The 6153-nt window shown below is 32.8% G+C and carries 7 protein-coding genes; 2 read left to right on the top strand and 5 right to left on the bottom strand.

Translation table 11 applies throughout. The annotated features are described in order from the left end of the window. Positions 1-99: 99 nt before the first annotated feature. Both QZ260_RS10055 and QZ260_RS10060 read left to right on the top strand, forming a co-directional pair. A complete protein-coding gene (locus QZ260_RS10055) occupies positions 100-1035 on the top strand; it encodes an SPOR domain-containing protein (protein WP_295985719.1) in 936 nt (311 codons plus the stop codon). Between the two features lie 68 nt (positions 1036-1103). Then, positions 1104-1613 (top strand): acyl-CoA thioesterase, encoded by a 510-nt coding sequence (locus QZ260_RS10060; RefSeq protein WP_271559753.1) that lies wholly within the window; start codon positions 1104-1106, stop codon positions 1611-1613. Positions 1614-1694: 81 nt separating this feature from the next. Here QZ260_RS10060 and QZ260_RS10065 read toward each other — a convergent pair whose 3' ends face one another. From QZ260_RS10065 to QZ260_RS10085, 5 genes are all read right to left on the bottom strand, one after another. After that, positions 1695-2924 (bottom strand): peptidoglycan DD-metalloendopeptidase family protein, encoded by a 1230-nt coding sequence (locus QZ260_RS10065; protein WP_295985724.1) that lies wholly within the window; start codon positions 2922-2924, stop codon positions 1695-1697. After that, on the bottom strand, positions 2925-3692 hold the full coding sequence (locus QZ260_RS10070) for a DUF4292 domain-containing protein (RefSeq protein ID WP_295985729.1): 768 nt from the start codon (positions 3690-3692) through the stop codon (positions 2925-2927). It lies immediately after the preceding gene. Then, positions 3692-5056 (bottom strand): tetratricopeptide repeat protein, encoded by a 1365-nt coding sequence (locus tag QZ260_RS10075; RefSeq protein ID WP_295985730.1) that lies wholly within the window; start codon positions 5054-5056, stop codon positions 3692-3694. Before QZ260_RS10075 ends, QZ260_RS10070 begins: the two co-directional genes overlap by 1 nt. Beyond that, a complete protein-coding gene (locus tag QZ260_RS10080; protein WP_295985732.1) occupies positions 5049-5363 on the bottom strand; it encodes an antibiotic biosynthesis monooxygenase in 315 nt (104 codons plus the stop codon). Before QZ260_RS10080 ends, QZ260_RS10075 begins: the two co-directional genes overlap by 8 nt. A gap of 15 nt (positions 5364-5378) precedes the next feature. After that, the coding region (locus QZ260_RS10085; protein WP_295985734.1) for a sugar phosphate nucleotidyltransferase at positions 5379-6153 on the bottom strand (775 nt) is incomplete at its 5' end.

Consider the following 6153-nt stretch of genomic DNA (forward strand, 5'->3'; position numbering starts at 1 on the left):
GTGTCTAATAATTAAACTGCAATAAAAGAATTTTTATATTGTTAATAAATAGTTAGGCCTAAATTTTATTAGAAAGTACATTTTTTTAACTTTGTTTTCATGCAGTTAGAAACTTTTATAAGCGATTTACTTTATAGATATGAGTGTGTTACCATTCCTGAATTTGGTGCATTTTTAACACAACGCGTATCAGCAACCATTGATGATGCTTCAAATACGTTTCATGCACCAAAAAAAGTAGTTTCATTTAATGAGCAAATTCAGCAGAATGATGGTTTGCTTGCTCATTATATTGCCGATGTAGAAAAAATACCTTTTGAGGTTGCCAATAAAAAAATTGCTAAACGAGTTAAGCTTCTAAAATCTTACCTAACACAAGGTGAAACACTTACTTTTAAAAATATTGGTGAAATTGTATTTAATAATGAAGGCAAAATTTTGTTTGAGCCTGCATATAATCTAAATTATTTAACCGATTCTTTTGGCTTATCACAATTTGAAGCACCAACAGTTACTCGTGAAGTTTACAAAGAAGAAGCTGAAGCTATTGAAAAAGTCGTTCCTATTGCTGTAACTCCAGAAAAACGTCAATCTAAGCCCTATTTAAAATATGCTGCTATAGCTTTAATCGCTTTAACATTAGGTGGTTTTGGTGCTTCTAAATTTTATGTAAATCAAATTGAAACGCATAATCAACTAGCCCAAGAACAAGCAACACAAGAGTTAGACACTAAAATTCAACAAGCTACTTTTAATTTGAATCCGTTTCCGGCAATCACTTTAAATATAATAAAGCAAACAGGTAATTATCATATTGTTGCAGGGGCTTTTAGAATTGAAGAAAACTGTGAGAAAAAAGTAAAGCAACTAAAATCTGATGGGTTTAGTGCTCGAAAAATTGGTGCTAATAAATATGGTTTGCACCAAGTCGTTTATGCGAGTTACGAAGGTAGGCTTGACGCCTTAAAAGCGTTAAGAACTATTAAAAAAACTCATAATAAGGATGCTTGGTTATTAGTCCAAAAACTAGACTAGTTTAACAAAAAATTACATCTTACTTTACTGCTTTAATATGTAACTTTGCCATATCATAAAAATCCGCGATGAAGGCAAAAACACCCGAACAATCAAAAACTACAATGACAGATATGGTTTTACCTAGTGAAACCAATCCTTTAAATAACTTATTTGGTGGCGAATTATTAGCCCGTATGGATCGTGCTGCAAGTATTGCTGCAAGACGTCATTCCAGACGTATTGTAGTAACCGCTTCTGTAAATCACGTGGCTTTTAATAGAGCTGTCCCTTTAGGAAGTGTTGTAACTGTTGAAGCAAAGGTGTCTCGCGCATTTAACACCTCTATGGAGATTTATATTGATGTCTGGATGGAAGACAGAGAATCAGGAGCTAGAACTAAAGCTAATGAGGCCATTTACACGTTTGTAGCTGTAGATGAAACTGGGCGCCCTGTAAAAGTTCCTGAAGTATCACCAGAAACCAATCTTGAAATAGCCCGATTTGATGCGGCTTTACGCAGAAAACAATTGAGTCTTTTACTCGCCGGAAAAATTAAACCAAGTGAAGCTACAGAGTTAAAGGCTTTATTTGATTAAAAGAATTATTTGTGCGTTACCCAATGGTCGAGCTTTCCACTATATCTTTTACTTTTTGTCATTCCTGTATTCGCAGGAATTTTACATCTTATAAATCCAACTGGCAGGGTTTTCAGTAGCAGTTCCTTTAGACAATGTAAAGCTTAAAATAGTTTCTCCGTTGGAAGGGTTTGTAAAAACTTCTCCTATAACCTGTTTCGTTTTTACTTTATCACCTTTTTTCACATAAACTTGAGATAGATTTCTGTAAAGTGTTAAGTAATTTCCGTGCCTAATCATCACAATAGGGTTTACGTTTTTCATTTTAAGAATCTCACTCACTTCACCATCAAAAACAGCTCTAGCTTTTGCGCCTTTTTCAGTAGCAATGCGTACACCGTTACTTTTTATAATTAATGATCTGTCAATAGGATGTGGTTGAGATCCATAACCTAAACGCACAAAACCTTTCTCAACTGGCCAAGGTAACTTTCCTTTGTTTGAAATAAAATTAGAGGCTAATACTTTTTCTTCCGAAGTTAAAGCAAACGTTTTGGAGCTTGCGGTTTTACCAGCTTTTTTATTTGATTTTGCAATAGCAGCTTTAATAATTCTGTCAATTTCCCTATCAATTCTATTGGCCTCACGTTGCTTTTTCTTTATTTGAGATGCATATCTAGACAAATTCTTTTTAATAGATACCATAACCGTTTGGTGCTGCTTACGCTCCTTCTCTAGCGTATTTTGAACCCCTCTGTTTTCAGCAATTAATTTCTTTTTGTCTTCTTGCTGTTTTAACAAACTAGCATTGGTGTCCTGAAGTTCTACAGTTTTAATTTTTATAATCTCACCTTGTTTCTTCTGATAGTCTGAATATTGTTTAATATACTGTAAGCGCTTATAAGCCTGCTTAAAATCGTTTGAAGACAGCAAAAACATAATTCTACTTTGCTGATTTTTACTTTTATAAGACTTCACTATCATGGCAGCATAATCTTCCTTTAACTGCTTTAATTCGTCTCTTAAACTTGAAATTTTATTTTGATTAGAGCTAATTTCTCTTGTTAGTAAATTAGCTTGCTGATTAGTAACTTTTATTAAATTAGATAATACACTAATCTTATAATTAAAATCTTCAATTAAAGATAATTCAGATTTTGCTTTGGACTTGTTTTCTGATCGTAGTTCGTTAATTTTTTGAATTTCCCTACGCAGTTCTTGTCGGCGTGATTCCAGTTGTTTTTGTTTATCACTTTGAGAAAAACCTAAGGCTGTAGATAGTAAAAACCCTAGAATAAAAACAATCTTATATGTAAGCTTAGTAATATTCATTTAAAGCTCGATTTCTTTAAACCCTGATGGTATTTTAAATGGGAAACGTAAGTCTTGGTTTAAAGACACATTCTTCATCTCTAATTCTACAGTCATTTCTTCGCTCGCTTCCACAGCTATTACTTTAATACGTTTTGGTATAATTTGTTTTCCAACATCTTGATACGCTAAATAATCAATTTGTAGATGTCTAAACTCTTTTGGCTGTGAAATTTGTTGCGATTTTACTTTAAAACTCGAAGGATTTAATAAAAAGAATATTTCGAATAAATCACGCTGTTGTTTGGGCTGTACGACATAAGCATCATGATCTGCAGAAGCCTTGTAAGTCCCTTCTTTTAAATTAAATAAGGTCTCACCAAACAATAGGTTTTGAACCTTTTCAAAATCTAATTCAGTACCTAACAAATCACTCAAATATTTATAATCCCCATCAAAATAGGTGTTATCTAGTTTATTATAAAAACTCACTTTTTCTGGTGTAACCATTGCTCTGATTACCGAAAATGTGGCGTTTATCCATAGTGCTTCATCCTTTTTAGCTCTAAAGTTAAGTGTATGCGTTTGCGATTTACCTTTTTGAGTGTACGTGATTTTAAGTCTTGCTTGTAAAGTTTTAAAATCGGCAGCCTGTTTTGCATTTTCTTTTACTAATTGTCTAGTAGACAAGTTGTAATTTGCTTCACCATCATTAATTGTTTTTGCAGATTTGCAATTAAACCATATGATAACAAATAAGACTAAGATAATTTTTGAGGATTTATGCATCAATTTGGGGATTGTAATTGTTTTGCCTTATCACTAAACGCTTTTGCCTTGGTAGTATTGTTTAATAAGGTGTGCGCTTTACTTAACTGGTTATAAAAATCAGCTTCCATTTTGGTGTCTTCAATAATATAATCTAACCCAGTTTCTAGAGATTCTAGAGCTTCCTTAGGTTTATTCATTTCATTTAAAGCCACGCCATTTATTAAGTAAAGTAATGGTTGAGAAGGATATATTTCAAGAGCATAACCACTCTTTTCTTTCGCCAAATCAAACTTTTTTAAATCAATATATAGAAGGATTATATTTCGTAGGACCTCAAAATTATTAGGTTCTAACTTCAATGCTGCTTCAAAGTTTTCTAAAGCTTTTTCCTTATCCTTTTTAGCCAAATAATAGTGTCCTAGCTCAATAACTGTTTTGCTGTTATTGGTATCACTTACCAAAGTAGTAGCTTCAATCAAATCAGTTTCATACTCAGGGTTTTCTTTAACAAACTTTACAAAATCTGTTAGTACTTTTAGTTTCGCTTCAGGCTTTATTTGGGTGCTCTTAATCACTATTTTCATAGATTCAATAGCCTTTTCAGCTTCGTTATCATCTAAATAAAACTTATATAAAGCCAAATGCACGAGTTGCGAATTCGGATTAATCTTTAGAAGTTCTTTTGCTGTCTCAAAAGCCTTTTCTTTTTCATTGTTTTCACTATAACGGAAAATAAGCGCCAAATAATTCGATTCTTTTTCTGGGTTGTTTTCAACTCGACTTTCTAAATTCTTTATTTGATCTTTCTTACGACCTGAAGCTTCATAAATTCGATTCCGCATGATATCTCTATTTACTGAAATTCCGAACTCAGCATCTAAGGCATCTAAAATCTCTAAAGCGGCATCATATTTTTTGATACTAACATAAAGAGATGCCAAATCTTCTTTATAATCTGGATGGAATCTAACAAGTTGCTTAACCGTTTTTATAGCTTTATCATGCTCATTTTGCGAAACATAAAACCCATAAAGTTCATCTAAAAACCATTCGTTATCGGGGTCTTTATTAACGGCTTTTTTAAAGGCATCTTCTGCGGCTCCGAAGTTTTTGAGTTTATTATAGCTTTTACCCAATTCAAAATATAAAACTGGTACAGAGTTATCTATTTCTATACATTTTTGAAATGCCTCAGCTGCTCTATCATAATTTTCTATCCCTTTTTGCTTTAAAGCCTCATAAAATAGCTCTTGGAACTTATCTTCATTATCTCCTAAATCGTCATCAGGTGTTTTATTAAAATCTACTTGAGCATAGTTTATCTGCGGAATCAGAAGCATTCCGAACAGAAAAACAAGTATGTGAAATCCTTTTTTAATCATATAATTTATCAGCAAGTAAATCTTTTACAACTTCAGCTTTACTTATGACTTCTATTTCCTCACAAGACACCCTCATTAAATCCCTGTATTCATTTGCTTTTTCGGGTAGATTCTCTCCAGAACTCTCAAATTTATTTTTACTTGGCCATTGTGCATAGGCCATATACTCAAAAGGTCCTTTTTTATGTAAACGCGATCCTAAACTTCCTTCATACTGGTAAATTAAATCGGTTAGACCCTGCCAGCCTTTGATAAAATTTTTTACTTGCTTAGGTTTTACCTTAAATGAATAAAAAACGGCGTACATAACTCAGAAAAATTTTTATTCCAAAATAGAATAGTCCCCAATACTAATACTGGTGAATTCACCATTAAATTTAACGTTATTACCAATCATAGCATTGTTTAATTTGGCATTCGTGATTTCAGAATTAGTTTGAATTAAACTATTCTCAATAATTGAGTTTTCAATAACTGTGCCATTTCCAACAGAAACAAAAGGACCAATAGTTGTGTTTTTAAGCACTACGTTTTCGCCAATAAAGCAAGGTTCTATAATTTTTGAATTCTCTAATTTTGCTGAAGCAGCTACTAGCTGTTCAACGCCATCAGCTTTTAAAAACCCAAGCATACGTTGGTTCGTTTCAATAGTAATGGCTTTATTTCCGCAATCCATCCACTCATCAACAGTTCCTGTTTTGAAAATTTTGCCTTCTGACATCATACGCTTAATACCGTCGTTAATTTGGTATTCGCCACCATTCATAATATTTTCATCCAATATTTCTTGTAGCTTTCCTTTTAAAACTGCTACATCTTTAAAATAGTAAATTCCAATTACAGCCTGGTCAGAAACAAAGGTTTCTGGCTTTTCAACTAACTCTATAATCTCTTGTTTTTCATTAAGCTTTACAACACCATAAGCTTCAGGATTATCAACTTGTTTAGTCCAAATAACGCTATCTGCTGTTGGATCTAAATCAAATTCTGCCCTTATCAAAGTATCGGCATAAGCAATTACAGCTGGGCCAGATAAAGATGGTTTTGCACACATAATAGCATGACCAGTACCAAGAGGTTGATCTTGACGATAGATA

The organism is uncultured Algibacter sp., from assembly GCF_905480415.1.
GTDB lineage: Bacteria > Bacteroidota > Bacteroidia > Flavobacteriales > Flavobacteriaceae > Algibacter_B.